The following is a 24,234-nucleotide window of genomic DNA, read 5'->3' on the forward strand; positions in this document are numbered from 1 at the left end:
GTCAAGCACGGCCCGGCCCACGACCCGGTGGTCCGGGGTGTTCCAGGCCCGGCCGCCCCAGGTCTCCCGATGGTTGATGGTGATCAGCAGCTCGGGGCGGTGGCGCCGGATGGCCGCGGCCAGGTCGGCACGCAGCGCGGGACCCTCCTCGATCACCCCGTCCCGGTGGTCGAGGAACTCCACCTCGCGCACCCCCACCGCCGCCGCGCTGGCCAGCTGCTCGCTCTGCCTGATCCTCGCGGACTCGGCCGGGTCGATGCCGTCGATCCCCGCCTCGCCCCTGGTGACCAGCACATAGGCCACCTCCTTGCCCGCCGCGGTCCACTCGGCGACGGCTCCGGCCGTGCCGTACTCCACGTCGTCGGGGTGGGCGACGATGGCGAGCGCCCGCCGCCAGTCCAGGGGCATGGGTTCCAGGGGCACAATGTCGGACGGGTGGTGCACGGTCCTCGACTCCTCTGCTCCTCGTCGATCGGGTTCAGCGCCAGCCGTGGCGCAGCTGAAGGTTGTGGACGACCTGCTGGAACCTGGCCCGGTCCAGGGCGCACGCTTCGCGTCGCATCCCGTCCGGATGCACCCGCAGCACCCGGTCGAGGTGCACCCAGGACTCCCGCCCCGAGCGGTCCCAGGGGCCCGAACCGAGTGGCATCCACTCGCGGTCGTGGTCGCGGTCCTGGCTGGAGAGCTGGACCGCGAGCAGGGTCTCGGCGTCCCGCTCCCTGGCCACCACGAGCACCGGCCGGTCCTTCCCGCGCCCGTCGTTCTCCTCGTAGGGCACCCAGGTCCACACGATCTCCCCCGGATCGGGGTCGCCGTCCGGCTCCGGCGCGTACGCGGTGCGCACCGTGCCCACGGCGCGGGGCTCCACCTCCACCGTCGCGCCGGGGCCGCTCCGGCCGGGGATCTCGTCTATGGCGATGTCACTGCGATCCATGCGCACACGCTATCGCCGACCGCGGGCCCACAGGACCGAGGGGACGGGGCCGCCCAGGCCCTGGTCACCGGTGGCCTCTGCCATACGGCGCTGACCGTCCCGAAACACCGTCAGCCGGCGCCTCGCCGGTACGTTGTGCGGCATGGACGAGAATGTGGGCGCGATCCCCGCCACCATGCGCGCCTGGGTGGTCCGCACCCCCGGCCGCCTCGACCCGGTGGAGCTGCCGGTGCCGATCCCGGCCCCCGACGAGCTGCTGGTCCGCGTCCGGACCTGCGGGGTGTGCCGCACCGATCTGCACGTCCGCGACGGGGACCTCCCGCCGCACAGGTCCCCCGTCGTGCCCGGGCACGAGGCCGTCGGCGAGGTGGTGGCCGCCGGCCGGGACGCGGTCGGGCACCGCCTGGGATCGCGGGTCGGCGTGCCCTGGCTGCGCCGAACCTGCGGCACCTGCCGCAACTGCCGGCGCGGCCAGGAGAACCTGTGTCCCTCCTCGCGCTACACCGGCTGGGATGAGGACGGCGGCTACGCCGAGTACCTGACCGTGCCCGCGGCCTACGCCTACAAGCTTCCCGAAGGTTACTCGGACCTGGAGCTCGCCCCGCTGCTGTGCGCCGGCATCATCGGCTACCGGGCGCTGCGTCGGGCGGAGTTGCCGCCCGGCGGCCGCCTCGGCATCTACGGATTCGGCGGCTCGGCCCACCTCACGGCGCAGGTGGCCATCGCCAGGGGCGCCATGGTGCACGTGTTCACCCGAGCCCCCGCCGCCCGCGCGCTCGCACTCGAACTCGGCGCGGCCTCGGCCGCCGACTCCCACGCCGAGCCGCCGGAACCGCTGGACGCGGCCATCCTGTTCGCACCGGTGGGCGATCTGGTGCCGGTGGCACTGACCGCGCTGGGCAGCGGAGGCACCCTCAGCGTCGCGGGCATCTACCTCTCCGCCATCCCGCCGCTGGACTACGAGCGCCACCTGTTCCGGGAGCGCACGCTGCGCAGCGTGACGGCCAACACCCGGGAGGACGGGCGGGAGTTCCTGGCGTCCGCGGCCGAACACCGGATCAGGACCACGGTGGTGCCCTACCCCTTCGAGGAGGCGGACCGGGCGCTCGACGACCTCGCGGCCGACCGCGTCAACGGCGCGGCGGTGCTCACCATGCCGGCCGCGGACTGAGGCGGCTCGGCGCTCGGCACTGGGCACTGGGCACGCTGCACTCGGCACTCGGCACTCGGCACTCGGCACTCAGAACTCAGAACTCGGCCGAGCGCAGCGTGCGTTCGCGCACCGAGTCGAGGAAGCCTGGCACCTCCTCCATCCTGGTCCCGGTGCACTGCACGATCAGGTCCATCACGTCCCCCGCCGAGAGGGCGCCGACCACGGGGTGCACGTGGGCCAGGCCGACCCGCTCCTCCATCCGCTTCAGCACGTGGATGGCGAGGTTGAGCTCGGGCACGTGGCTCGTGTGCCCGAAGTCCAGGTTCTTCTTGATCACCCACATCTCCGGGATGATCTGGCCGAAGACGATGATGTGCGCGAGCGCGAACATCGCCCGTGCGCACTGCCGCGCGCTCTCCTCCGACTCGTCCTGCAGCGCCCGCACGGCCTCCTCGTCCTCCGCGAGGTGCGCCTGGATCAGCGCCACCGCGTGCAGCACCTCGTCCTTGGTGTACGGCCTCACTTCGCCGTTCATCCGCCTCCCCCAACTACCGTCCGCCTATCGGGCGAGTACCCAGTGTGGCAGGTCCGGGACTGGCTGGAGCCGGTTCGCCCCGGTTCATCAACCTCGGGAGAACCTCGGGAGCCGATTCCGGTCAGGCGGGCCTGGTGCCCCAGGCGGGTCGGCGCGGATCGTCAGCCCTGACCACGACGTCGGCCGCGTCGGCCGGGCGCACCTCAGCCTCGTAGCGGGCGAAGGCGGGCAGCGTCCACCGCAGTCGCTCCGCGGTGCGGCGGGCGAGCGCGGCGGGGCTCAGGGCGAGGTGCACGGCGAGGTCGGCCGGAAACCACTGGCCGAGCAGGAAGGCCCCGTGGAGCAGCAGCACTCCGCCGGGTGGCAGCGTGACGTAGTCGCTGCGGGTGGCGCGGTCGCGCTCGGCGTCCCACAGGTCCGGCAGCACCCGGCCGGTGCCGTCCGGATCGAGCGGCGTCAGGACCTCGCGCCACAACGCGCCGGTGTCCAGCCACCGTTCGTAGTAGGCGTCCGGATCATGGCGCCCGAACTCGAAGCGCAACGACGCGGGGCGCAGGAAGCCGGCGGCGCCCACCACGAGCGCCGCGCGCCCGCGCACCCGGAGCTCGCGCGCCACCTTGTCGGCCAGCGCCCCCGGCTCGGCCGCCGGCGCGCCGTCGATCAGCACGCGCCGCCAGGGGCCGCCGTCGCCGGCCGGCGCCTCGTCGACCCTCCCCCAGGCCCCTGGGGGCCTGGGAGGTACCCCCACCGCGAGCTCGCCCGCCAGCCGCTCCCAGGTGATCGCCGCAAGCCGCATGTCAGTGGCTCCTCCTACCATCGACCGCATGCTGAGTATCGGAACAATTGTGCTGGGTGCGGCGGACGTCCGCCGCGCCGTGGCCTTCTGGAGTGCGGCCCTCGGATACGTGCCGCGGGACGAGGTCGAGGACGACTGGGCGGTGCTGGTGCCACCGGACCGCTCGGGCCCGGGGATCGCGCTCGGCCTGAGCGAGACGCCGGTGCAGCGGCACCCCCGGGTCCACCTCGACCTCTACGCGGGCGACGCGGCGGACCAGGCGGCCGAGGTGGAGCGGCTGATCGCGCTGGGCGCCGAGCAGGTCGACTGGGACCGCTACCCGGAGGACGCGGACTTCGTGGTCCTCGCCGACACGGAGGGTAATCGCTTCTGCGTGATCGACACCAGCCATCCGTAGCGGGTTCGCGCAGGTCAAGGCGTCCTTCCCTCCGCGTCCCGGCGGTCGCACGATAGAGCCATGGACAAGGAGACGGGCCGGGCGCGGCTCGAGTTGTACGTGGAGGCGCTGCGCGCCCGGATGCCCGCCAGTCAGTTCATCCTGCTGATGCGCGCCTTCAACGCCTGGCTGACCGGCGGGGGCGGCATGATGCGGCTGCACCTGGAGTCCGGGGAGCAGGAGCTGTTCACGCCCGAGGTGCAAGGCGAGATGCTGACCCTCATGGGCCTGGTCGGCGCGCTGTCCCCGGGCCATGAGGACCGCGCGGACCACGTGGTGGTGGATCTTGGCGACGGCGAGCACGTCAAGGGCGCCAGGTCGCTGGTGCCACGGGAGGTCGCGGAGGACCCGGAGCGGCTGGCCGAGATGCGCCGTCGGCTGGACGAGGGCGAGCGCCTCCGCAAGGAGCAGCGGGCGACCGACAGCCTGGAGGTCGACGCGATCGCGCGGGCCAGCGGGATGTTGCCCGAGGGGGAGGCCTAGGGTCCGGGCCGGTAGTGGGCCCAGGTCTTGGGCGTCTCGGAGACGCTCACGGCCGTCAGCTCGGGGATCCGGTCGGTCCACATGTCGAAGATCCACTGGCGAGCAGTTCGGCCGAGGGGGAGGTGTCCGGGCCCATGGCGTCGTTGAGGTGCCGGTGGTCGAGGGTATCGTCCAGCCACTTCCTGACGTCGTCCAGGTCCCGGTAGTCGCGCACGAAGCCGGCCTCGGAGAGCTGGTCGGCCCCGGCCGACAGTTCGAGCACCACCACGTAGTTGTGCCCGTGCACGCGGGCGCAGGGATGCCACGAGGGCAGCCGGTCGAGGACGTGGCTGGCCGAGAAGTGGAATTCCTTGGTGATCGTGAACATGCCGATCCCCGCTTCCTGCTCTCGTCGCACTGTAGCCCGTCAGTCCCCGTCCGTCCCCTCCAGGATCCAGCGGTTCAGCGGTACCTCGGCCAGGAAGCGCCGCCGCCGCTCCGGGTCGTCGATGCTGGCCGCCTTCCGGCGGACCTCCGCCCTGGCCCGCTCCAGCAGTGCCCCGGCCTCGGCGTCCTCGCCCGCCGCCCCGATCGCCTCGGCCGCGTACCACAGCACCTCCTCGGTGCGCAGCGCCGGCTTGTCGCCCTCCCGGTCCAGGATCGCCAGGGCCACCCGCGCCACCGCGGCCGCCTCGTCGACGGCGCCGCGCAGCAGCAGCACCCGGGACCGCAGCACGTGGGCCGCGATGGTGCTGCGCGTCATCCCGCTGCGCTCGGTCTCCGCGCAGGTCGCCAGCGCCAGCCGCTCCGCCTGCTCCAGGTCGCCCGGCCCGGCCGCCGTCTCCAGCACCACCTCGGCGTAGAGGTTGCGCACGATCGGCACCAGGTTGGCCAGCCAGGTGCGCTCGGTCTCGAGCCAGCCCGCCTCGGCCAGCTCCCGCGCCGCCTCCCGGCCCGCACCACGCCGGGTCAGGACGGTGGCGAGCAGCGCCGTGTTGTAGGCGTGCCAGCCGCTGTCGCCGCCGCGCTTCTCCTCGAACTCGCGGGCCTCGACCAGGACCGCCTCGGCCTCCCCGTCCTCCCCCATGGCGATGTGCAGCTGAGCCAGGTAGTTCAGCGCGATCGGCAGCTCGGCACGGAGCGGCTCGGACCGCAGCCGCGCCGCGCAGCGGGTCAGCCTGCCGTACGCCTCACCGAAACGGCCGAGGTCGAAGAGGTTGACGCCGAGCTGCATCTCGTTCAGGTTGCGGGCGTGCTGGAGCACCGGATCGTCGGTCCGGCCCAGGTCAGGCTCGGCGGCGTACATCTCCTCCGCCCTGAACAGCACCTCGATGCCGGCCCGCAGGTCGCTCTTCGGCAGCTGCCGCCCGTACTCGACCGTGGCGACGAAGAGGGCGACCGGGTCGGCGCTGCGCTCCGCCAGTGCCACGGCCTCCCGCAGCTTGGCCAGCGAGGGCTCGAGGCCCTGGGTGGCCATCAGGGTCTTTCCGCGCTGCAGCGCGGTGCGGGCCAGCAGCCGCGGGTCGGCGAGCCGACGAGCCGCCTCCTCCGCCTGGGCGGCCAAGGCGTCGATGTCGGACAGCCCGGCCCGCGCGCCCTGACCGCGCCACCGCACCTCGGTCAGGCTGAGCAGCAGCTCGGTCGCCTCGGCGAGCCGCCGGTCCCGGTCGCCGCCGTCCGGCGGCAGCCGCCGCGCGGCCTCGATGGCCTCGGAGCAGTGGCGCTCGGCGTCGGTGAAGAAGAGCCCGTTCAGCGCCGCGTCCCGCGCCAGTCCGAGGTGGGCGGCCGCCGAGTCGGCGCGACAGGCGGGGCCACCACGCTTGAGCTGCGCGGCGATGTCGAGGCGCAGCGCCCACGGCGGCTCGCCCGGGCCGGCCTGCGGGGCGAGCGTGGTCAGCACCCGGGCCAGCTCGGCGTGCCGGCGCTCCCGTTGAGCCGCCGTCAGCTCGCCGTAGATGCCCTCGCGCAGGGCCGCGTGCTCGAACTCGTAGAGGTCGGAGGCGAGCCACGACACCCACTCGGGCCGGTCGGCGCGCTCCCTGACCAGGCCGTGGTCGCGGGCCGTCCTGCGCAGCAACTCGACGGCCTCGTCATGGGGCACTCCGGTGGCCTCGGCGACCGCGCGGGAGAGAAACGACTGTCCGAGGGCGGCGCCGCTCAGCAGCAGGTCGCGGACCGGCTCGGCGAGCCGGTGGAAACGCCGGCTGATGGCGATGGGCAGCTCGGTGGGCAGCGCCACGGACCCCTCGGCGCCACCGGCGCGCAGCAGCCGCAGGAGCTGCTCGACGAAGATCGGGTGGCCGCCCGTGGCCTCGCTGAGCCGGGCGGAGAGCGTCGTCGAGCCGGCACCCGGTACCCGCAACCGCACCAGTTCGTCGACCGCGTCGGCCGGGAGGCCGGACAGCTGCTCACGCTGCAGTCGGCCGGTGGACTCCCAGCCCTGCAGCACCTCCGCGACGGCCTCCGCGTTGTCGCCGGCCAGGCCGTCCCGCGTGCGGTGGCCGAGGACCAGGCTGAGCGGCTGGCCGGGCATCGCGGCCACCAGCAGGTCGAGGACCTGAAGACTCGTTAAGTCGACATACTGGATGTCGTCCACCAGCAGCACCACCGGCCTGCCGGACGCGGCCTCGGCCCGCAGCGCCTCCGCCACCTGGGTGGCCATCGCGGCCTGTTGCGGCTGCAGGCTGTCCCCCGGCAGGGACCCGGTGCGCATGGCCGCCTCGGTGACCTCCCGCCCCACCGCCACCAGTTGCTGCAGCCCCGGCACTACCAGGCCGAGCAGCTCGGGCACCGAGCGGAAGGCCGCCGCCCCGACGCGCCGCCAGAAACTCTCGGTCTCCGCCGCCGGGCGCAGGGCGAGCAGCGCCTCGAGCGCCAGGAGGAACGAGGTGTCGGGACCGCCGTCGGGATGACAGCGCACCGAGACGACCCGACAGCGGCCGGCCAGCAGTGGATCCCGCTCGGCCTCCCTGGCGAACGCGGCGAGCAGCGCCGACTTTCCCATCCCCGAGCCACCCTCGACGGCGAGGGCACGCGCCCGGCCGGCGGCGAGATCGCGTGCCACCCCCGAGAGCCTGCTCATGGAGTCGACTCGATCGACAAAGGCGGCCGGCACCATCGTCTTCCCCCATCCCGCCAACGGCGGATCAATGTCGGTAAGCACACGGGGATTACCGGAGATCACCTTAGACGAACCCACTCCGCGGCCACAGGGAACCCACACCCGCCCGCGGCGGGTGAACCGCCCCCAATGCCCCTGTTCGCCCGTCTTGGCGAGGTAAGCTCGGTCAGCTAGCCGGTGGACGTTTCACCACGAAGGGGGTCGGGCGTGCCGGACGTACCGGAGAGCCTTGTCGGCCTGGCCAAGCGGGGCGGCGAGCCCGTGGTGGTGCAGACCCTCCGCTCCACGACCGCCGCCACCCTGGCCTATATCGCCGCCCTCTGGCTCACCGACGTCTCGGCGCCACTACTCGCCCCGCTCACCGCGCTGCTCGTCGTCCAGGTCACCCTCTTCGCCACGCTCACCGCCGGCATCCGCCGGGTCAACTCGGTGGTGGCCGGGGTCCTGATCGCCACCGGCTTCAGCGCTCTCGTCGGCCTGAGCTGGTGGAGCCTCGGCCTGCTGATCCTCTTCTCGCTCGCCCTCGGCCACCTGGTGCGGGTCGACGAGTTCGTGCCCGAGGTGGCCATCAGCGCCATGCTGGTGCTCGGCGTGACCCAGGTCGCGGAGACCGCCTGGGACCGGGTGTTCGAGACGCTGATCGGCGCCGTGGTCGGGCTGCTGTTCAACCTGGTGATCCTGCCCCCGATCTGGGTGCGCCCCGCCGGCGAGAATATCGAGCAGCAGGCCCGCCGCATGCGGGAGTTGCTGAACCGGCTCGGCGAGGAGGCAGAGGAGCCCCGCACCCCGGTCTCCAGGATCGCCGCGAAGATGGAGGAGGCCCGCCGCCTGGACGAGGCCATCGCCGAGGTCGACGTCACGCTCACCCAGGCCGAGGAGAGCCTGCGACTCAACCCCCGGGTCAAGGAGCCGCTACTGACCAGGATCGTGCTGCGCACCGGCCTCGACACCCTGGAGTCCTGCGCGGTGATCCTGCGCACCATCTCCCGCAACCTCACGGACCTGGCCACCCGCCGCACCGACGAGCCCCTGTTCCCGTCCGACGTGGCGGCGGCGCTGCGCGAGCTGTTCACCTATCTGGCCGGGGCCGTCGACAGCTTCGCCACGCTGATCACCAGTCAGGTCAGCAGCACGGCCGACGAGGCCGAGAAGTTCCTCGCGGTGGAGCTCGACGCCGCCAGGCTGAGCCGGGAGCACGTGGCCGGACTCCTGCTGACCCGGATTCAGGAGCACCCGCGGCAGTGGCAGTTGCACGGCTCGCTGCTGGCCGAGGTCGACCGGATGCTCGACGAGCTCGACATCGAGAAGCGCTCCGCGCATCTGGCCGAGGAGTTGGACCGGATGTCCCGCGAGCAGAGCCGCCGCTACCCCACGCTCCGCCGCGTCGCCGGCACCGCCCGCCGCGTCGGGCGCCGGCTGCGGAGCGTCCGCCCCCGGGCGCGCAGCAACGGCTGACCCGCCTCAGCAGGCGCGGCCCGCGCCCTCGGCCAGCCTGGGCCAGAGCTCCGCCACCTGGCGCTCCAGCTCCTCCAGCGTGCCGTCGTTGTCCAGCACGAAGTCGGCGATCGCGAGCCGTTCGTCGCGGGTGGCCTGGGCGGCCATCCGGGCGCGGGCCTCCTCCTCGGTCATGCCGCGCAGGCGCACCAGACGGTCGAGCCTGGTCTCCTCCGAGGCGTCCACCACGACGACCACGTCGTACCGGTCCTGGAGCCCGCCCTCCGCGATCAGCGGCACGTCGTGCACCACCACGGCGCCCGGACCGGCGGCGGCCTGCAGCTCGGCGGAGCGGGCGGCCACCAGCGGGTGGACGATCGCGTTCAGGGCCCGCCGGCGGGACTCGTCGGCGAACACGATCTCGCCGAGCCGCGCCCGGTCCAGCGTGCCCTCGGGCGTCAGCACCTCGGGGCCGAACTCAGCGGTCACGGCCGCGAGTCCCGGGGTGCCGCGGGCGACCACCTCGCGGGCGATCAGGTCCGCGTCCACGATCACCGCCCCGCGTGCGGCCAGCAGCCGCACCGCCTCGCTCTTGCCGGCACCGATGCCGCCGGTCAGGCCCACTGTCCGCATGCCCGCAGGCTATCGCTCGCCCTCGCCGTCCTCCCGCTCGGCCAGAAAGCGCTCGAAGACCTCACCCAGCTCGTCCGCCGACGGCAGCTCGACCGGCTCGGCGACCAGGCTGCCCCGGGTCGCGACCCCGGCGATCGCGTCGTACTGCTGCTCGAGGCCGCGCACCACCGCCACCAACTCCGAGTCGCCCTCGGCCAGCTCGCGCTCGATCTCGTCCTGCGTCTTGAGCGCGCGGCCGCGCAGCGCGTGCGCCGTCTCGGGCAGCACGAGCCCGGTGGCCGCGGTGACCGCCTCGAGCACGACGAGCGCCGCGTCCGGATAACGGGAACGGGCGATGTAGTGCGGCACGTGCGCCGCCACGCCGAGCACCCCGTGGTCGGCCTCGGAGAGCCGCAGCTCGACGAGGGCGGCGGCGCTGCCCGGCACCTGGGCCTCGTCGAACATGTTCCGGTGGCCCGGCATCAGCTCGGCCGCCCGGTTGCCGTGCGGGGTGAGCCCGACCGGCCGGGTGTGCGGCACGCCCATCGGGATGCCGTGGAAGGTCACGGCGAGCCGCACGCCGAGGCGCTCCACGATCTGCCGCACGGCGAGCGCGAAGCTCTCCCATTCCACGTCGGGCTCGGGTCCTGAGAGCACCAGGAACGGCTGGCCCGTGGCGTCGTGCAGCAGCCGCAGCTCCAGCGAGGGCGTGGTGTAGGAGGTCCACCGGTCGCGCCGGAAGGTCATGGTCGGCCGGCGGGCGCGGTAGTCGATCAGCCGGTCGTGGTCGAACCTCGCCACCGTCGTGTAGGGGCGGCCGTCGAGCAGCTGCTCGATCAGCTGCCCGCCGGTCTCGCCGGCGTCGATGAAGCCCTCGAAGTGATAGATCAGCACCGGGCCGGCGCTGTCCGAGCCGCCGGTCGCCTCGTCGACCTGCGCCAGGCCGCGCGGCTCCCATGAGTACAACTCCCGCGGATCGCGCACCGTGACCGCTCCCCTTCCGCTGTTTCGCGTACTCACGCGACAACACCCCGTTCTCGCACGGCATTCCCGCCGGAGAAAAGGGCCGAGGCCCGCACCCCACAGGGGGTGCGGGCCTCGGGCCGTCGAACGTGCGGACCCCGCGGGTCCCCGATCAGCTCTGGCCGCCGGCCAGCTTCTCGCGCAGCGCCGCCAGCGCCTCGTCGGACGCCAGGGCGCCCGAGTCCTCGGCCTGCGGCGACGAGTACGAGCCGCCGCCGGAGCCGCCCTGCTGGCCACCGCCGCCCGAGCCGGCTGCCTCGGCCTCGGCCTGGGCGTCCGCCTCGCGGGACTTGATGACCTGCGCCTGGTGCTGCTCGAAGCGGGCCTGCGCCTCCGCGTACTGGCGCTCCCACTCCTCACGCTGCTTGTCGTAGCCGGGCAGCCAGTCGTTGGCCTCGGGGTCGAAGCCCTCGGGGTAGATGTAGTTGCCCTGGTCGTCGTAGGACGCGGCCATGCCGTACAGGGTGGGGTCGAACTCCACGGCCAGCGGGTCGGGCCCGAAGTTCTCGTTGGCCTGCTTCAGCGAGAGGCTGATCCGACGACGCTCCAGGTCGATGTCGATGACCTTGACGAAGATCTCGTCGTTGACCTGGACGACCTGCTCCGGGATCTCCACGTGACGCTCGGCCAGCTCGGAGATGTGCACCAGACCCTCGATGCCCTCGTCCACCCGGACGAACGCGCCGAACGGCACCAGCTTGGTGACCTTGCCGGGCACGACCTGCCCGATCTGGTGGGTGCGGGCGAACTGCTGCCACGGGTCTTCCTGGGTCGCCTTGAGCGACAGCGAGACCCGCTCGCGGTCCATGTCGACGTCGAGCACCTCGACGGTGACCTCCTGGCCGACCTCGACGACCTCGGAGGGGTGGTCGATGTGCTTCCAGGAGAGCTCGGAGACGTGCACCAGGCCGTCCACGCCGCCAAGGTCGACGAAGGCACCGAAGTTGACGATGGAGGAGACGACGCCGGAGCGCACCTGGCCCTTCTGCAGGGTGGTGAGGAAGGTCTGGCGGACCTCGCTCTGGGTCTGCTCCAGCCAGGCGCGGCGGGAGAGCACCACGTTGTTGCGGTTCTTGTCCAGCTCGATGATCTTGGCCTCGAGCTCCTTGCCGACGTACGGCTGGAGGTCGCGGACCCGGCGCATCTCCACCAGGGAGGCGGGCAGGAAGCCGCGCAGACCGATGTCGAGGATGAGGCCGCCCTTGACGACCTCGATGACGGTACCGGTGACGATGCCGTCCTCGTCCTTGATCTTCTCGATGGTGCCCCAGGCGCGCTCGTACTGGGCGCGCTTCTTGGACAGGATCAGGCGGCCTTCCTTGTCCTCCTTCTGGAGGACAAGCGCCTCGATCTCGTCACCGACGGCGACGACCTCATTGGGATCGACATCGTGCTTGATCGACAGCTCGCGCGAGGGGATGACGCCCTCGGTCTTGTAACCGATGTCGAGCAGGACCTCGTCCCGGTCGACCTTCACGATGACGCCGTCGACGATGTCGCCGTCGTTGAAGTACTTGATCGTCTCGTCGATCGCGGCGAGGAAGGCTTCCTCGGAACCGATGTCGTTGACCGCAACCTGCGGGGTGGTCACGGTTGTCTCGGTGCTGCTCGTCATGTGGTAAAGGGCTCCGGTACGGACATTCGTAGGCACTGCTACGCCGAAGACCCATATCGCACTGCCGAAGCCGGACAGCCTGAGAAGCGCTCTCCTGGAGGCCCGCGAGCCCGAACGGGCCCTCGAACCGGAAGCGCCTCGACAACCGAGGGGACATACAACAGATGCGAGCGCGACCTACTCCGTCCGAGGCGCGCAGGCCCGCGACGCGCCTTATAGCATACGGGGGCATCGGAGCGGGGTCAATGCGCGCTTCGCCCCACGAGGGGCCCTAACGGGCCAAACCGTACGCCGCGCCCCTGCCGGGGCGAGCGGCTCGAAGGGAGTGGGGGCTGCTCCCGGTGCCACGTGCGGCGCGCCTCGGGCGAGGCGGACGGCCCCATGCCTCCGGCGGGGCGGACGAGCCCGCGCCTCCGGCAGGGTGGGCGGCCCGCGCCTCCGGGGGAGCGACCGGCCCGAAGGGACGGTGCGCTCCGCAGGACCGGGCGTGGCGCGCCCCTGGCAGCGCGAACGACTCGGAGGGGCGGAGCGTTCCCCGTGCGGCGCGCCTTGGGCGGGGCGACCAGCCCGGGGACCGGGGGCCCAAGGCACTCCGCCGGATCGGTGCGGCGCGCCTCCGGCGGGGCGGCCGGGCGGGCCCGTACGCGTCCCGATCGACCCCGTGTGGCCCGGGCGCCGCCGTGCCCCGTCGGGACCGACGGGCCTGGCGGGGCGGTCAGCTCGGGAGAAGAAGGCCCGCACGCCGCCCCGGGCCGGCGTCCGCGTGTCTCAGACGGCCCGGCGCGTCGTGGTGGCCGCCGGCTCCTCGGTGGTCTCGTCCGAGTCGTCCCCGTCCTCAGCCGGGTCCTCGGGGTCCGTGGGGTCCTCCGGGTCCTCGTCCCCGCACTCAGCGGGGTCCTCCGGATCCGCGGGGTCATCGGGGTTCTCGGGGTCGGTCGGGTTCTCGGTGCCCGGGTCCTCCGGGTCGGTGGCCGGGTCCTCCGGCTGCTCCGGGGTCTCGGGCGTGCCGGTCCCTGGGGCCTCGGGATCGGTCGGCTCCTCGGGATCGGTCGGGCACTCCGGGTCCTGCGGATCCTCGGGATCGGTCGGGTCCTCAGGGTCCGTGGGGTCCTCGGTGCCCGGGTCCTCGGGATCCGTGGGGTCCTCGGTGCCCGGGTCCTCGGGATCCGTGGGGTCCTCGCCGCCCGGCTCCTCCGGCTCCGTCGGGTCCTCGCCGCCCGGCTCCTCCGGGTCCGTCGGGTCCTCCGTCCCGGGGTCCTCCTCATCCGGCGGGAGCGCGATGGAGCCGTCGGAGTCGACGGGCGGCCGGGGGGTCGGCCGGTCCTCGGCCGCCGGGGGCTCCTGGTCGTCGGTGGTGTCCCGGCCGGCGGGGGTGCGGCCGCCGTCCGTGACCGAGGCGCCGGGGTTCCGCGGGTTGCCGGGGCCGGGGCTGGTGGGCAGGTCGCCCTCGCCGTCCGGGACCTCGTGAACGCCGTCGCGGTAGTAGTCGATCCAGGACCTGACCGTCCGCACGTAGTCCCACGAGTGGTTGTAGCTCAGCAGCGCGCGGTCCAGGTTGTCCGGGTCGGCCAGGCTGCGCCCGGACGCGCACAGGTAGTTGGCCGCCGCCAGGGCCGCGTCGTACACGTTGTTGGGGTTGGAGGCGCCGTCGCCGTTGCCGTCGGCGCCCCAGCGGGCCCAGGTGGAGGGGATGAACTGCATGGGCCCGACCGCCCGGTCGTAGCGGGAGTCGCTGTCCCACTGGCCGCGGTCGGTGTCGAGAATCTGGGCGAAGCCGTTGCCGTCGAGCACCGGGCCGAGGATCGGGGTCGTGGTGGTGCCGTCGGCGTCCACGTCGCCGCCCCTGGCGTGACCCGACTCGACCTTGCCGATGCCGGCCAGCACCTCCCACTCCAGGTCGCAGCCTGGCGTGGTCCCGGCCACCGTCTCCGCGGCCCGCCGGTAGGCGTCGAGGACCGTGGCGGGGATGCCGGCCTCGCTCCGGCCGCCGCCGGCCTCGGCACCCTCGCCGCCCCCGCCGCCCTCGGCGGTGTCGAGCGGCGGCAGGTCGGTGTGGTACGGGAGTTCGCGGGCCTCGGGCTCCTCGGCCTCGGCCGGCTCCTCGATGCCCGGGCGCGGGGTGGGCTCGGGTGGACCGGCCGTGTCGCTGCCCAGCACGTCGGACGCCTGGGAGGCGGTGAGCGCCGCCATGGCCGCGGCGGCCACGGCGGAGCCCGAGATTCCCCTGCGGATCCTGCTGATTCGCAACCCCACGCCTTTTCCCCTCCATCGGCCCTTCGGCGACTCGGTGCGGTGACCTGGACGACAGTACGACAGGTCCCGGTTCCCGGGCCAGGGACCCTACCGGGTTGAGAATGAGGGGGAGTTGGGGCTAGTGCGCCGCCGACTCCCAGGTGTCGCCCCAGCCGACGGAGACGTCCAGGGGGGCGCGCAGCTGGACCGCCCCCGCCATCTCGCGCCGCACCAGCTCCTCCAACGGCTCCCGCTCCCCCGGCGCGACCTCGAGCACGATCTCGTCGTGGACCTGGAGCAACATGCGGGAGGCCAGGCCCTCGCGGCGCAGCGCCTCGTCCACCCGCAACATGGCGATCTTGACGATGTCGGCGGCGGTGCCCTGGATCGGCGCGTTGAGCGCCATCCGCTCGGCCATCTCGCGGCGCTGCCGGTTGGAGCTGGTGAGGTCGGGCAGGTAGCGGCGGCGGCCGAGCAGGGTCTGGGTGTAGCCGACGGCCCTGGCCTCGTCGACCACGTGCCGCAGGTAGTCCCGGACGCCGCCGAACCGCTCGAAGTAGGTGTCCATCAGCGCGCGCGCCTCGTCGGGCGTGATGGTCAGCTGCTGCGAGAGGCCGAAGGCGGAGAGCCCGTACGCCAGGCCGTAGCTCATGGCCTTGATCCGGCGCCGCATCTCGGGGTCGACCTGGTCGCGCTCGACGCCGAACACCTGCGAGGCCACGGTGTCGTGCAGGTCCTCGCCTGAGGTGAACGCCCGGATCAGGCCGGCATCCTCGGACAGGTGCGCCATCACGCGCAGCTCGATCTGGCTGTAGTCGGCGGTCATCAGGGCCTCGAAGCCCTCGCCGACCACGAAGCCGCGCCTGATGGCCCGACCCTCGTCGGTGCGGACCGGGATGTTCTGCAGGTTGGGGTCGGTCGAGGACAGCCGGCCGGTGGCGGCCACGGTCTGCTGGAAGGTGGTGTGGATGCGGCCGTCGGAGGCGATGGTCTTGATCAGGCCCTCGACGGTGGAGCGCAACCTGGCCTGCTCCCGGTGGCGCAGCATGATCAGCGGCAGCTCGTGCTCGGTCTGCCCGGCCAGCCAGGCGAGGGCGTCCGCGTCGGTGGTGTAACCGGTCTTGGTCTTCTTGGTCTTGGGCAGCCCGAGCTCGCCGAAGAGCACCTCCTGGAGCTGCTTGGGCGAGCCCAGGTTGAACTCGTGGCCCACGGAGGCGTGCGCCTCGGTGACGGCCTGCTGGACGGCCGCCGCGAACTGCTGCTCGAGCCGCTCGAGCCAGGCGCGGTCGGCGGCGATGCCGGCGCGCTCCATCCGAGCCAGCAGCTCGGATGTGGGCAGCTCCAGGTCGGTCAGCAGCTCGCTCGCGCCCACGTCCGCCAGCCGGCCGACGAACGCCTCGCCCAGATCGAGCACGGTGCGCGCCTGCCGCATCAGCGAATCCGCCTCGGCCTCGTCGTCGGCGCCGAAGGCCAACTGGCCGCCCTGGTCGGCCGACTTGGCCAGCTCGCGGGCGAGGAACTCCACGCTCAGCGCGTCCAGCGCGAACGAGCGGCGGCCCGGCTGGACCAGGTAGGCGGCGAGCGCCGTGTCCATGGTGATGCCGGCGAGCTCCCAGCCGTGCTCGGCGAACACCCGGCGGACGCCCTTGGCGTTGTGCACCACCTTGGGACGCTCGGGGTCGGCGAGCCAGGCGGCGAAGGCCCGCTCGTCGGCCTCGTCGACGGTGGTCGGGTCGAACCAGGCGGCCGGCCCGTCCGCCGCGGCCAGCGCGACGGCGTGCACGCTGCCGGCGCCCAGCTTCCAGTCGTCCAGGGTGGCGATGCCGAGCGGGACCGCGCCGCGCTCGGCGAGCCAGGGCGCGAGGCCGCCAGCGGCGAGCAGCACGCCGTCGACGGTGAACTCGTCGAGCGCGGCCGCGGGCTCCTCGGAGCGGCCCGGGTCGACGGCGAACAGCCGCTCCCGGAGGCTGGGGTTGCGGAACTCGAGGGCGTCGAGCAGCACGGTGAGCGCGGACTCGTCGTAGGGCTGGCGGGCCAGGTCGGCCGGGACGCAGCCCAGCTCCACGTCCCGCGCGAGCTCGGTCAGCACCCGGTTGAGCCTGACCGATTCCAGGTGGTCGCGGAGATTCTGGCCGGCCTTGCCCTTGACCTCCTCGGCGCGCTCCACCAGGGCGTCGAGCGAGCCGAACTGGTTGATCCACTTGGCGGCCGTCTTCTCGCCGACCCCGGGGATGCCGGGCAGGTTGTCCGAGGGGTCGCCGCGCAGGGCGGCGAAGTCCGGGTAGAGGGCGGGCGGCAGGCCGTACTTCTCCTGGACCTTCTCGGGTGTGAACCGGGTCAGCTCCGAGACGCCCCTGGTCGGGTAGAGCACGGTGATCCGGTCGCTGACCAGCTGGAACGCGTCTCGGTCGCCGGTGACGATCGACACCTGGAAGCCCTCGTCCGCGGCCTGGGTGGCCAGCGTGGCGATCACGTCGTCCGCCTCGTAGCCGGAGACCGCGAACCGCCGCACCCGCATGCTGTCGAGCAGCTCGCCGATCAGCTCGACCTGGCCCTTGAACTCGTCTGGCGTGGCGGACCTGGTGGCCTTGTACTCCGCGTAACGGTCGGAGCGCCAGGTGGTGCGCGAGACGTCGAACGCGACGGCCAGGTGCGTGGGCGCCTCGTCGCGCAGCGTGTTCACCAGCATGGAGGTGAACCCGTAGATCGCGTTGGTCGGCTGGCCGACCGCGGTGGTGAAGTTCTCCGCGGGCAGCGCGAAGAAGGCCCGGTACGCCAGGGAGTGCCCGTCAAGCAGCATCAGGCGCGGGGCACTGGGCGGGGCCGCCTCGGCCTTCTCCTTCTCGGACATCTCAGCCTTCCCGGAGCTCTCGTTCTCAGCCACGTGGCCGATCCTCCCATGGACCACTGACAGCCCAGGTTCGCCGTGGCACGATCGGTGGCGAAGATCCGGGAGCAAGGAGTCGTGCCATGGCCGCCAAGCCGCCCGCCGCCGATCCGGTGCAGGACGCACCCGAGGTGACCGAGCCGAAGCACTCCGCGGTCGGGCTGCCGGCCATCGGGCAGGCGCTGAGGACGGCCCGGGCGCAGATGGGGGTGCGGCGCACCGCGCTCACCCTGCTGCGGGTCAACCAGCACGACGGCTTCGACTGTCCCGGCTGCGCCTGGCCGGAGCCGGACAAGCCGCACACCGCCGAGTTCTGCGAGAACGGCGCCAAGGCGGTGGCGGAGGAGGCCACCGTGCGCCGGGTGACGCCCGAGTTCTTCGCCGCCCGTCCGGTGGCCGAGCTGGCCACCCGCTCCGGCTACTGGCTCGGCCAGCAGGGCCGGCTGACCCACCCCATGTACCTGGCCGAGGGCGCCGAGCACTACGAACCGGTCAGCTGGGAGCGTGCCTTCGGGCTGATCGCCGAGGAGCTGCGCGCCCTCGACTCGCCCGACGAGGCGGTCTTCTACACCTCGGGCCGCACCAGCAACGAGGCGGCGTTCCTCTACCAGCTGTTCGCCCGGGAGTTCGGCACCAACAACCTGCCGGACTGTTCCAACATGTGCCACGAGTCGTCCGGGTTCGCACTCACCGAGACCCTGGGCATCGGCAAGGGCAGCGTGCTGCTCGACGACCTGTACCGGTCCGACCTGATCATCGTCGCCGGGCAGAACCCCGGCACCAACCACCCCAGGATGCTGTCCGCGTTGGAGAAGGCCAAGGCGGCCGGGGCGCGGATCATCACCGTGAACCCACTGCCCGAGGCGGGGTTGGAGCGGTTCCGCAACCCACAGACGCCGCGCGGCCTGGCCGGCGGCGGCACCGCGCTGACCGACCTCTTCCTGCAGATCAGGCTGGGCGGCGACCAGGCGCTGTTCCGGATGCTCAACGCGCTGCTCCTGCGGCGCCACGCGGACGGCGACGCGGCGGCCGTCGACACCGCGTTCATCCGTGAACACACCTACGGCTTCGACGACTTCGTGAAGGTCGCGGACGAGGCCGACTGGGCGGAGACGCTGCGGGCCACCGGACTCGAGCGGGCCGAGATCGAGCGCGCCCTGGAGATGGTGCTCGCCTCCCGGAGCGTCGTGGTCTGCTGGGCGATGGGGCTCACCCAGCACAAGCACTCGGTGCCCACCATCAGGGAGGTCGTCAACTTCCTGCTGCTGCGCGGCAACGTGGGCAGGCCGGGCGCCGGCGTCTGCCCCGTGCGCGGCCACTCCAACGTGCAGGGCGACCGCACCATGGGCATCGTGGAGCGGCCGACGCCCGAGCTCCTGGCCGCCATCGAGCGGGAGTTCGGCTTCACGCCGCCCTCCGCCCACGGTCTCGACGTGGTGGACTCGATCCGCGCGCTGCGTGACGGGCGGGTCAAGGTCTTCTTCGCGATGGGCGGCAACTTCGTGGCCGCTTCCCCGGACACCGAGGTCACCGAGGACGCCATGCGGCGGGCCCGGCTCACCGTGCACGTGTCGACCAAGCTCAACCGCTCGCACTGCGTCACCGGCGCCCGGGCCCTGATCCTGCCGACGCTGGGCCGCACCGAGCGCGACACCCAGGCGGGCGGCGACCAGTTCGTCACCGTCGAGGACTCGATGGGCATCGTGCACGCCTCCCGCGGCCGACTCAGACCGGCCGGCGAGCGGCTGTTGTCGGAGCCGGCCATCGTCTGCCGGCTGGCCCGCGGCGTCCTCGGCCCGGAGAGCGCCACGCCTTGGGAGGAGTTCGAGGCCGACTACCGGCTGATCAGGGAGCGGATCTCCCGGGTGATCCCCGGCTTCGAGGACTTCGAGGCCCGGGTCTCCGTGCCGGGCGGCTTCGCCCTGCCGCACGGTCCGCGCGACGAGCGGCGGTTCCCCACCGCCACGGGCAGGGCCAACTTCACCGCGGCGCCCGTGGAGTTCCCCGCCGCCCCCGAGGGCCGGCTGCTGCTGCAGACGCTGCGCTCGCACGACCAGTACAACACCACGATCTACGGCCTGGACGACCGCTACCGCGGCATCTCACGGGGGCGCCGCGTCGTGTTGGTGCACCCCGCGGACGCCGCCGCGTTCGGCCTGGCCGACGGCGACTACGCCGACCTCACCAGCGAGTGGACCGACGGCACCGAGCGCGTCGCGCCCGGCTTCCGCGTGGTCCACTATCCGACGGCCAGGGGCTGCGCGGCCGCCTACTACCCGGAGACCAACGTGCTGGTGCCGCTCGACTCCACGGCCGACGTCAGCAACACGCCCACCAGCAAGTCGCTGGTCATCAGGCTCACCCCGGCCGCCGCACGCCCGAACGCCACCTGATAGAACGCATCCCATGGGCGAGCACAGCGAGCACGGACACAACGATCACGGAACCGAGTTCCCACCCCACATCGTCGAGCAGTGGGCCGGGCTCGGCCTCGATCTCCCCGCGCTGTTCTCCGCCGGCGCCCTGGGCCGGCGGATGGGGGTCAGGGTGCTGACCGCGGCGCCGGAGCGGGTGGTCGGCACCCTGCCGGTCGAGGGCAACACCCAGCCGTACGGGCTGCTGCACGGCGGCGCTTCGGCCGTGCTCGCCGAGACCCTCGGCTCCGTGGGTGCCATGCTGCACGCCGGGCCGAACAAGATCGCCGTCGGCGTGGACCTCAACTGCACCCATCACCGGGCGGTGCGCACCGGCCTGGTCACGGGCGTCGCCACCCCCGCGCACACCGGCCGCACCTCGGCCACCTACGACATCGTCCTCACCGACGAGCAGGGCAAGCGGGTGTGCACCGCGCGCCTCACCTGCGCGCTGCGGCCCGCCGCCCAGCAGGGGGCGGCGGAGCCGGCGACGTCCGGGTGAGGTCTCGTTACTCGATGGCCTCGCCCAGGTAGGCGGCGCGCACCCGGGGGTCGGAGAGCAGCGCCTCGGCCTCGTCCGACATGACCACCGCGCCCGTCTCGAGGACGTAGCCCCGGTTGGCCAACTGGAGCGCCTGCGAGGCGTTCTGCTCGACCAGCAGCAGCGTGGTGCCCTGCGCGTTGATCTCCCGCAGGATGTCGAAGATCTGCTGCACGATCAGCGGCGCGAGGCCCATCGACGGCTCGTCGAGCAGCAGCAGCTCCGGCTTGCCCATCAAGGCGCGGCCGATGGCCAGCATCTGCTGCTCGCCGCCCGACAGGGTGCCGCTGATCTGCTTGCGCCGGTCGGCGAGCCGCGGGAAGAGCGTGAACACCCGGTCCAGGTCAGCGGGATCGGGGCGCTTGAGCCGGTAGGCCCCCATCCGCAGGTTCTCGAGCACCGTCATCCGCGCGAACACCCGCCGGCCCTCGGGCACATGGCCGATGCCGAACTGGACGAGCTCATGCGACTTGATGCCGTCCACCCGCTCGCCGCGCAGCAGCACCTGGCCCTGGCGCGGCTGGATCATGCCGGAGGCCGTCTTGAGCGTGGTGGACTTGCCGGCGCCGTTGGCGCCGAGCAGCGCGACCACCTCGCCCTCGCCGACCGTCAGGCTCACGCCCTTGAGCGCCTCGATGGCGCCGTAGTAGACGTGCAGGTCCCGCAGTTCGAGCAGCGGGGTGCCGCCATCCATGGCCTCGGCGGACCGCCGTGGCCCCTGCTCCACCTCGGTGCTCACGTCGACTCCTCCTCGCCGTCCGCCGCCGCACGCTTCTCGGCGTCGCCGGTCCTCGCCTCCGGGATGGCGGCCGCCTGGGCCGCGTGCTCGGCCTGCTCGGCCACCAACTCGGCGACCGCGGCCTGCTCGTCGTCGTCGGCCGAGGCGCCCAGGTACGCCTCGATCACCGCCGGGTCCTGCTGTACCTCGGCGGGCGTCCCCTCGGCGATCTTCTTACCGAAGTTCAGCACCACCACCCGGTCAGCCACCGACATCACCAGGCGCATGTCGTGCTCGATCAGCAGCACGCTGACGCCGAGTTCGCCGTTGATCCGGCGGATCAGCACCTCCAGGTCCCGCTTCTCGGTCGGGTTGGTGCCGGCCGCCGGCTCGTCGAGCAGCAGCAACTCCGGGGCGGTCGCCAGGGCCCTGGCGATCTCGAGGCGCCGCTGCTCGCCGTAGCTGAGCGCCGACGCCAGCTCGTTGATCCGGCCTTCGAGCCCGACGAAGGAGAGCACCTCGTGCGCCTTGCGGTCGCTCTCCCGCTCGTCCCTGCGGGCGTTGGGCAGCCCGAGCATGATGGAGACGGCGTCGGTGCGCTGCCGCGTCTCGACCGCGATCTTGACGTTCTCCAGGACGGTCAACGCGCCGAACAGGCGGATGTTCTGGAAGGTGCGGGCCACGCCGAGGCGGCTCACCCGGTGCGGCTTCTGGCCGCGCAGCTCGTGCGAGCCGCCGGCCCGAGGCCGGAAGGTGATCGTGCCCTCCTGGGGGACGTACGCCCCGGTGAGCGAGTTGAACAGCGAGGTCTTGCCCGCGCCGTTCGGCCCGATCACCGCCAGGATCTCGCCGCGCCGCATGCGCAGCGCGACTCCGTCGAGGCTGGTCAGGCCGCCGAACCTGAGCGTCACGCCGGTGGCGTCCAGCACGTCGCCGGTCGGGCCGCCCTCGGCCGTCGTGGCCTTCGCCGCATCCTGCATCTCGGTGGTCATGACTGCGCACCTCCGGTCTTGCCACCGAGGGCGTCGGCGCCGCCCGTGCCCTCCTCGGCCAACTTCAATTCGTGCTGCCTGCGCCGCGAGGGCCACAGCCCCTGCGGCCGGTAGATCATCATCACGACCAGCAGCCCGCCCAGGTAGAGGAACCGGTCCTGGGGGTCGACCGTGTCCCGCAGGTACTCGGGCAGCCACACCAGGATGGCCGTGCCGAGCAGCACGCCCGGGATGGAGCCCATACCGCCGAACACCACGTACGACAGGGCGAGCACCGACATCATCACGATGAACTGCTCGGGGTTGATGAAGCCCTGCTTGCTGGCGTAGATCACGCCGGCGACGCCCGAGGTGGAGGCGCCGATAGCGAAGGCGAGCAGCTTGAAGCGGATGGTGTCGACGCCGGTGGCGGCCGCCGCCACCTCGTCCTCGCGGATCGCGGTCCAGGCGCGGCCGACGCGGGAGTGCTCGAGCCTGATGAAAAGGACGAGCACGACGACCACGAAGGCGAGCTGCAGCCAGTAGTAGGGCTGCGGGTCGAGCTCCCAGTCGTAGGACCAGAAGCCCAGGTCGACGGAGAACCGGTCGAGGCCGGGGGCGCCCCGGGTGCCGCCGGTGAACTCTGTCCAGTTCCTGGCCACCAGGTAGACGATCTCGTGGAAGCCGAGCGTCACGATGGCCAGGTAGTCGCCGCGCAGCCGGAGCGTCGGCGCGCCGAGCAGCACGCCGGCGATCAGGCAGGTGACCACCGCGACCGGGATCACCAGGAAGTTGTTGAGCTCGACGGGCGGCTCGACCGGCAGGCCGCCGGTCCAGAACGCCGCGCTGTAGGCGCCGATCGCGAAGAACGCGATGAAGCCGAGGTCGAGCATGCCGGCCCAGCCGATGACGACGTTGAGGCCGATCGCGACCATCACGTACATGCCGACCTGGTCGACCAGCACCTGCTGCCAGAAGGTGGAGACCATCAGCGGCAGGACGATCAGGAACACCAGCAGCGCGCCGAGGCCGCCGTAGCGGTAGGCGCGCTGGCCGCGCACCATCTCGGAGACCCGGCGGAACGGGCGGGCCACCTCGCCGCCGACGCGCCGGCTCTGGGCGCCGACCCGCTCGCCGTAGAACTCGCGGACGGCCCAGACGCCAACCAGGATCACGAGCCAGACCAGGATGCCGGTGTTCTGGAAGTTCTGTTGCAGGGCGTGGAACAGGTCGCCCCGCTCGCCCTGGACGCCGGTCACCTGCGCCATCACCACGGCGAGCACCACCATGGCGAACAGGCGCTGCCAGCGTGGCTGCTGGTACCAGCGACGCTGCCGCAGCCTCGCCGCCGCCGAGAGCGGCTTGCGGACGCTCACATCGGCACTCATGCCGCCCTCCCCACACGCTCGCCCAGAATGCCCGTCGGGCGGAACATCAGCACCAGCACGAGCACGACGAAGGCGCCGACGTAGCGCCAGGCGTCGCCCCACAGCTCGACGGTGAACGACTCGACCACGCCGAGCGTCAGCCCGCCGAGCATGGCGCCGCGCACGTTACCGATGCCGCCGAGCACGGCCGCCGCGAAGGCGGTGATGCCCGGCAGGAAGCCCATCTGGTAGTCCACCTGGAGGTTGGTGCCGAACAGGAAGCCGGCGACCCCGCCCATCAGGCCGCCGAGCACGAAGGTGCGCGAGACCACCTTGTCGATGTTCACGCCCATCAGCGAGGCGACCTCGGGGTCCTGCGCGACCGCCCGGATGCCGGAGCCCAGCTTGGTGCGGTTGACCACGAAGTCGACCGTGATCAGCATCGCGACGCCCGTGACCACGATGATCAACTGCGTCACGCTGACCGGCGCGCCGAAGAGCGTGAAGAGCCTCCGGTTCTCGTACATGGACGGCATGGGCATGGGGTAGCGCCCGAACAGCTTGCCGGCCAGGTTGTACAGGAAGAACGAGGCGCCGATCGCCGTGATCAGGAAGACGAGGCGTGGGGCGTTCCGTCTGCGCAGCGGCAGATACGCCGCCTTTTCGAGTCCGAACGCGACCAGGCCACCCAACGCGGCGCCCGCGAGGATTCCGAGCAGCACAAAGAGGACGGACTGCACGCCCGATGGATCGGTGGGCGGTTCGATCAGGGTGAGTGCGATGACTCCCCCGAATCCGCCGGCCATGAAGACCTCGCTGTGGGCGAAGTTCAGCAGTTGCAGCACGCCGTAGACGAGCGTGTAACCAATGGCGATGACGGCGTACAGCGAGCCGAGCACCACACCCAGGACAAGTACGTCCCAGATATCGGAAAGGGACATGGATGGACTTCCTTGTGGGAAAAACAGCGGCGGGCGAATCGG

General features: G+C 72.4%; 20 protein-coding genes and 1 pseudogene. 6 read left to right on the top strand and 15 right to left on the bottom strand.

Going from position 1 to position 24,234, the window contains the following annotated elements; genetic code table 11:
• Together E1265_RS10585 and E1265_RS10590 are read right to left on the bottom strand one after the other, a co-directional pair.
• On the bottom strand, window positions 1-408 hold a 408-nt coding region (locus E1265_RS10585), incomplete at its 3' end, for a PIG-L deacetylase family protein (RefSeq protein WP_207931038.1).
• Window positions 409-478: 70 nt separating this feature from the next.
• On the bottom strand, window positions 479-934 hold the full coding sequence (locus E1265_RS10590) for a type II toxin-antitoxin system PemK/MazF family toxin (protein ID WP_132930007.1): 456 nt from the start codon (window positions 932-934) through the stop codon (window positions 479-481).
• Window positions 935-1,109: 175 nt separating this feature from the next.
• Between E1265_RS10590 and E1265_RS10595 the strand changes: the two genes are divergently transcribed.
• Entirely contained in the window at window positions 1,110-2,105 is a 996-nt protein-coding gene (locus E1265_RS10595) for a zinc-binding alcohol dehydrogenase family protein (protein ID WP_207931039.1), read from the top strand.
• Window positions 2,106-2,181: 76 nt separating this feature from the next.
• Here the strand turns inward: E1265_RS10595 and E1265_RS10600 are convergent, their stop codons facing one another.
• On the bottom strand, window positions 2,182-2,622 hold the full coding sequence (locus E1265_RS10600) for a DUF6224 family protein (RefSeq protein ID WP_132930008.1): 441 nt from the start codon (window positions 2,620-2,622) through the stop codon (window positions 2,182-2,184).
• A gap of 121 nt (window positions 2,623-2,743) precedes the next feature.
• Window positions 2,744-3,418, bottom strand: a complete 675-nt coding sequence (locus E1265_RS10605; RefSeq protein WP_132930009.1) for a uridine kinase — start codon at window positions 3,416-3,418, stop codon at window positions 2,744-2,746.
• Window positions 3,419-3,446: 28 nt separating this feature from the next.
• Here E1265_RS10605 and E1265_RS10610 point away from each other — a divergent pair, with 28 nt between their 5' ends.
• Both E1265_RS10610 and E1265_RS10615 read left to right on the top strand, forming a co-directional pair.
• Window positions 3,447-3,815 (top strand): VOC family protein, encoded by a 369-nt coding sequence (locus E1265_RS10610; protein ID WP_132930010.1) that lies wholly within the window; start codon window positions 3,447-3,449, stop codon window positions 3,813-3,815.
• A 60-nt stretch (window positions 3,816-3,875) separates the two neighbouring features.
• Entirely contained in the window at window positions 3,876-4,337 is a 462-nt protein-coding gene (locus E1265_RS10615) for a hypothetical protein (protein ID WP_243740681.1), read from the top strand.
• On the opposite strand, the pseudogene E1265_RS10620 reads toward E1265_RS10615, so the two are convergent.
• Window positions 4,334-4,704: pseudogene (locus tag E1265_RS10620) on the bottom strand (6-pyruvoyl tetrahydropterin synthase family protein). The gene E1265_RS10615 and the pseudogene E1265_RS10620 overlap by 4 nt on opposite strands.
• A gap of 39 nt (window positions 4,705-4,743) precedes the next feature.
• On the bottom strand, window positions 4,744-7,398 hold the full coding sequence (locus E1265_RS10625; protein ID WP_243740682.1) for an ATP-binding protein: 2,655 nt from the start codon (window positions 7,396-7,398) through the stop codon (window positions 4,744-4,746).
• 246 nt (window positions 7,399-7,644) lie between these two features.
• On the opposite strand from E1265_RS10625, the gene E1265_RS10630 reads away from it, so the two are divergent.
• The gene (locus E1265_RS10630) at window positions 7,645-8,892 is read left to right on the top strand and encodes an aromatic acid exporter family protein (protein ID WP_132930011.1); all 1,248 of its coding nucleotides are present in this window, start codon (window positions 7,645-7,647) and stop codon (window positions 8,890-8,892) included.
• 6 nt (window positions 8,893-8,898) lie between these two features.
• On the opposite strand, the gene coaE is transcribed toward E1265_RS10630, so the two are convergent.
• From coaE to polA, 5 genes are all read right to left on the bottom strand, one after another.
• Window positions 8,899-9,504 (bottom strand): dephospho-CoA kinase, encoded by a 606-nt coding sequence (gene coaE / locus E1265_RS10635; protein ID WP_132930012.1) that lies wholly within the window; start codon window positions 9,502-9,504, stop codon window positions 8,899-8,901.
• A gap of 9 nt (window positions 9,505-9,513) precedes the next feature.
• Window positions 9,514-10,467, bottom strand: a complete 954-nt coding sequence (locus E1265_RS10640) for a PAC2 family protein (RefSeq protein WP_132930013.1) — start codon at window positions 10,465-10,467, stop codon at window positions 9,514-9,516.
• Window positions 10,468-10,618: 151 nt separating this feature from the next.
• Window positions 10,619-12,121 (bottom strand): 30S ribosomal protein S1, encoded by a 1,503-nt coding sequence (gene rpsA / locus E1265_RS10645; protein WP_132930014.1) that lies wholly within the window; start codon window positions 12,119-12,121, stop codon window positions 10,619-10,621.
• A 768-nt stretch (window positions 12,122-12,889) separates the two neighbouring features.
• Window positions 12,890-14,374 (bottom strand): lytic murein transglycosylase, encoded by a 1,485-nt coding sequence (locus tag E1265_RS10650; RefSeq protein WP_347877192.1) that lies wholly within the window; start codon window positions 14,372-14,374, stop codon window positions 12,890-12,892.
• A gap of 118 nt (window positions 14,375-14,492) precedes the next feature.
• A complete protein-coding gene (gene polA, locus E1265_RS10655; protein ID WP_132930028.1) occupies window positions 14,493-17,204 on the bottom strand; it encodes a DNA polymerase I in 2,712 nt (903 codons plus the stop codon).
• Between the two features lie 119 nt (window positions 17,205-17,323).
• Here polA and E1265_RS10660 point away from each other — a divergent pair, with 119 nt between their 5' ends.
• Together E1265_RS10660 and E1265_RS10665 are read left to right on the top strand one after the other, a co-directional pair.
• Window positions 17,324-19,633, top strand: coding sequence for an FdhF/YdeP family oxidoreductase (locus E1265_RS10660; RefSeq protein ID WP_132930015.1), 2,310 nt, complete (start codon window positions 17,324-17,326; stop codon window positions 19,631-19,633).
• Window positions 19,634-19,646: 13 nt separating this feature from the next.
• On the top strand, window positions 19,647-20,156 hold the full coding sequence (locus E1265_RS10665) for a hotdog fold thioesterase (protein ID WP_132930016.1): 510 nt from the start codon (window positions 19,647-19,649) through the stop codon (window positions 20,154-20,156).
• Window positions 20,157-20,163: 7 nt separating this feature from the next.
• On the opposite strand, the gene E1265_RS10670 is transcribed toward E1265_RS10665, so the two are convergent.
• Genes E1265_RS10670 through E1265_RS10685 form a run of 4 tightly spaced genes read right to left on the bottom strand, consistent with a single transcriptional unit; the run spans window position 20,164 to window position 24,192 of the window.
• Window positions 20,164-20,889 (bottom strand): ABC transporter ATP-binding protein, encoded by a 726-nt coding sequence (locus E1265_RS10670; RefSeq protein WP_132930029.1) that lies wholly within the window; start codon window positions 20,887-20,889, stop codon window positions 20,164-20,166.
• Window positions 20,890-20,930: 41 nt separating this feature from the next.
• Window positions 20,931-21,905 (bottom strand): ABC transporter ATP-binding protein, encoded by a 975-nt coding sequence (locus E1265_RS10675; protein ID WP_132930017.1) that lies wholly within the window; start codon window positions 21,903-21,905, stop codon window positions 20,931-20,933.
• The gene (locus E1265_RS10680) at window positions 21,902-23,272 is read right to left on the bottom strand and encodes a branched-chain amino acid ABC transporter permease (protein WP_132930018.1); all 1,371 of its coding nucleotides are present in this window, start codon (window positions 23,270-23,272) and stop codon (window positions 21,902-21,904) included. Before E1265_RS10680 ends, E1265_RS10675 begins: the two co-directional genes overlap by 4 nt.
• Window positions 23,269-24,192, bottom strand: a complete 924-nt coding sequence (locus tag E1265_RS10685; protein WP_132930019.1) for a branched-chain amino acid ABC transporter permease — start codon at window positions 24,190-24,192, stop codon at window positions 23,269-23,271. The genes E1265_RS10680 and E1265_RS10685 overlap by 4 nt, the downstream gene beginning before the upstream one ends.
• Window positions 24,193-24,234 lie beyond the last annotated feature (42 nt).

The sequence above is a fragment of the Streptomyces sp. 8K308 genome, from assembly GCF_004348315.1.
In the GTDB taxonomy this organism is placed as follows: domain Bacteria; phylum Actinomycetota; class Actinomycetes; order Streptomycetales; family Streptomycetaceae; genus Streptomyces.

Excerpts from the sequence above, each read along its gene's own strand:
- E1265_RS10590 (WP_132930007.1), bottom strand. The coding sequence starts at position 934 with ATGGATCGCAGTGACATCGCCATAGACGAGATCCCCGGCCGGAGCGGC.
- E1265_RS10595 (WP_207931039.1), top strand. The coding sequence starts at position 1,110 with ATGCGCGCCTGGGTGGTCCGCACCCCCGGCCGCCTCGACCCGGTGGAG.
- E1265_RS10600 (WP_132930008.1), bottom strand. The coding sequence starts at position 2,622 with ATGAACGGCGAAGTGAGGCCGTACACCAAGGACGAGGTGCTGCACGCG.
- E1265_RS10605 (WP_132930009.1), bottom strand. The coding sequence starts at position 3,418 with ATGCGGCTTGCGGCGATCACCTGGGAGCGGCTGGCGGGCGAGCTCGCG.
- E1265_RS10610 (WP_132930010.1), top strand. The coding sequence starts at position 3,447 with ATGCTGAGTATCGGAACAATTGTGCTGGGTGCGGCGGACGTCCGCCGC.
- E1265_RS10615 (WP_243740681.1), top strand. The coding sequence starts at position 3,876 with ATGGACAAGGAGACGGGCCGGGCGCGGCTCGAGTTGTACGTGGAGGCG.
- E1265_RS10625 (WP_243740682.1), bottom strand. The coding sequence starts at position 7,398 with ATGAGCAGGCTCTCGGGGGTGGCACGCGATCTCGCCGCCGGCCGGGCG.
- coaE (WP_132930012.1), bottom strand. The coding sequence starts at position 9,504 with ATGCGGACAGTGGGCCTGACCGGCGGCATCGGTGCCGGCAAGAGCGAG.
- rpsA (WP_132930014.1), bottom strand. The coding sequence starts at position 12,121 with ATGACGAGCAGCACCGAGACAACCGTGACCACCCCGCAGGTTGCGGTC.
- polA (WP_132930028.1), bottom strand. The coding sequence starts at position 17,204 with ATGTCCGAGAAGGAGAAGGCCGAGGCGGCCCCGCCCAGTGCCCCGCGC.
- E1265_RS10660 (WP_132930015.1), top strand. The coding sequence starts at position 17,324 with ATGGCCGCCAAGCCGCCCGCCGCCGATCCGGTGCAGGACGCACCCGAG.
- E1265_RS10665 (WP_132930016.1), top strand. The coding sequence starts at position 19,647 with ATGGGCGAGCACAGCGAGCACGGACACAACGATCACGGAACCGAGTTC.
- E1265_RS10670 (WP_132930029.1), bottom strand. The coding sequence starts at position 20,889 with ATGGATGGCGGCACCCCGCTGCTCGAACTGCGGGACCTGCACGTCTAC.
- E1265_RS10675 (WP_132930017.1), bottom strand. The coding sequence starts at position 21,905 with ATGACCACCGAGATGCAGGATGCGGCGAAGGCCACGACGGCCGAGGGC.
- E1265_RS10680 (WP_132930018.1), bottom strand. The coding sequence starts at position 23,272 with ATGAGTGCCGATGTGAGCGTCCGCAAGCCGCTCTCGGCGGCGGCGAGG.
- E1265_RS10685 (WP_132930019.1), bottom strand. The coding sequence starts at position 24,192 with ATGTCCCTTTCCGATATCTGGGACGTACTTGTCCTGGGTGTGGTGCTC.